Below are 379 nucleotides of genomic sequence, written 5' to 3' on the forward strand. Positions count from 1 at the left end.
ATATTTATAATCTGTTGTTCTAGTATTAAACGTTTATCAGCTCTAGATTTGTATTTATAATACGCATCACGTTTAAGCCCAAAACAATGGGTTATAGTCGTTAAAGACGCAAATCTCTTAGATTTTTCTTTAGCTTTTATTAAGGCTTTATACTTAACTTTTTTTTTAGTTCAGCAATCGACTTAAAACCAAGATCTTCTGCTGCTACTTCTAAATAAGATTCTTCTACCATAGCATCGAGATCCTTTTTAAGTAGTAGTTTTTTAAGCTGTTCAATCTCTTTTTGAAGCGCTTTAATTCTAGATATTTCGTCTTTTGTTTCCACTTTTACTCTGGTGTTCATTAAGTCTTTACGATTATACTTTTTAATCCACACATT

1 pseudogene is annotated in these 379 nt (G+C 29.8%); it reads right to left on the minus strand.

The features are described from left to right. Nucleotides 1–139: 139 nt before the first annotated feature. Nucleotides 140–379, minus strand: a pseudogene (locus ACYPV9_RS14245) (transposase); the annotation flags it as partial.

The organism is Polaribacter sp. OB-PA-B3 (assembly GCF_054589375.1).